Below are 1,771 nucleotides of genomic sequence, written 5' to 3'. Positions count from 1 at the left end.
GGGGCTGGTGCGCGGCCCGGCTACTGCGCCGCCTGGCGGGTAAAGTCCAGGTTGTAAACCGCGTTGAGGCGGAAGCCCTGGTTGCTTTCAAACACGGGCTGGCCCGACGCCGGGTCCGGTCCGGCGTGTTGGCTGACCTGGTAGAGGTAGTTCAACTCCAGCTTGGCGTGGGCAGCAAACTGGTAGCCCAGTCCGCCGGAGAGGCGGTTTTGGTTGAAAATGTTGTCGTTCACGTTCGGCCCGAAGCCCAGGAACAGCTCATCGAAAAAGTTGAAGTAGCATTCGCCGTCGTCGATGGTGGGACCCTGGAGCGGGTACGTGCCGGCGAGCTGGTAGCGGATGCGGTTCTGGTAGGTCCACTTCCGCACGGCCTGCCGGCCGTCGGGGGCCCGCGTACCCAGCCAGCGCTGTTCCAGGCGGATGCGTTGGCTAAGGCCAAGCGGCCCCAGCTTGTCGGTCAGCGTCACGTCTTCGTAGAGGCGGCTCTCGGGCGTCGCCCGCCCCGGCACGGCGGGATGGTCGCCGTAGCGCGCGCTTTGAAAGTAGGTGTAGCCGCCCGACACCTGCACCCGGCTCGAAAGCGTGCGCACCAGGCCCAGGCGAGCCAGCTGCTGCTGGGACGTCCGGAGCCAGTTCACCCGGCGCAGCTGGTACTCGGTGTGCAGCGTCCAGCGCTGGCTGAGCTTGTGGTCGCCCACGTACACGAGCCAGCCGAGGGCGTTGTGGTCGGTGAGGCGGTTGTTCTGGCCGTAGCCGGCCGTGGTTCCGGCGCAGCCGGCGAGCAGAAGCAGCAAGGTTCTCATCGGAAAGAACGTAGTGAATGAAGGCAGCGACCAAGGCCGGGTCCGGCTACTGCGTGCCTTGCACGCGCCGGGCCACCAGGGCCAGCACCAGCGCCAGGCCAACGGCAATTGGCAGCGCCAGTGGCCCCTGCTGCACCAGCAGCACCGCCCCCGCCAGCGCCCCGCCCAGGAACGCCAGCCAGAACGTGAGGAGCCCCGGCCAGTCCTTGGCCGGAGCCTGGCCGCTGAGCAGGTCGGCCAGGCCCGTGGCGAAGTGCACGAGCGTGCCCGTCACGTAGGTGAGGCTGACCGTAACGCTGCCCTCCTTGTGCACCGTGGCGTTGAGCGCGCCCATCGCCAGCGTGAGGCAGGCAATGGCCCCGGCCGGCCAGGCCCCGGCCAGCAGCAGCAGGCCGGCTACGCAGGTCAAAATCAGGGTGCGGCCCCATTGCCGGGCCCAACGGGCGAGCAGGTTGCCCAGCAGCGCGCCCACCACGAACAGGGCCAGGACTCCGGCGAGCTGACCAATCTTACTGGTCGTCTGCTTGGCGATGGCCACGCCCAGCGCCGTGGTGTTGCCGCTCATAAACGACACGTACAGCCCCTGGTAGCGCAGGTAGCTGACGGCGTCGACGTAGCCGGCCAGCGCCACCAGCGCCAGCGTAAAGCGCAGCGTGGCCGGGGGCACGGCGGCCGGGCCGGGCGTGGCCGCCGGAACCGGAGCAGTTGCCAGAACGGGGCCGGGGGGCGGGGGCAGGAAATCAGCCATGCGAAGGAGGCTAGCCAGGGGTAGGATGGGTTTTCAAGCAGCGGCGCGCCCGGCCGGCTGCTGGCGCTCCCCGCCCTCGGAAGCGGTTCAGGCCGTGGGAGCCGGGGGCATGAACACGACGGGCTTGGTTTTTTGCAGGTGCGCGATGAAGTCGTCGCCCAGGTTCAGGTGGGCCTTCACCAGCGTCGGGGGCGTGAGGGCCAGCCACTGGTTGAGCGAG

General features: G+C 68.9%; 2 protein-coding genes. Both read right to left on the bottom strand.

Annotated features, from left to right (window positions below):
- Window positions 1–20: 20 nt before the first annotated feature.
- Window positions 21–803: a DUF2490 domain-containing protein gene (locus ACFE70_RS18145; RefSeq protein WP_375419199.1), complete on the bottom strand. Its 783-nt coding sequence runs from the start codon at window positions 801–803 to the stop codon at window positions 21–23.
- A gap of 46 nt (window positions 804–849) precedes the next feature.
- Window positions 850–1,551: a YoaK family protein gene (locus ACFE70_RS18140; protein WP_375419198.1), complete on the bottom strand. Its 702-nt coding sequence runs from the start codon at window positions 1,549–1,551 to the stop codon at window positions 850–852.
- Window positions 1,552–1,771: the final 220 nt, after the last annotated feature.

It is taken from the genome of uncultured Hymenobacter sp. (assembly GCF_964243305.1).
Lineage (GTDB): Bacteria > Bacteroidota > Bacteroidia > Cytophagales > Hymenobacteraceae > Hymenobacter.
The sequence above is the reverse complement of the archived record's forward strand: the minus strand, read 5'-3'. Positions and strand labels throughout refer to the sequence as shown.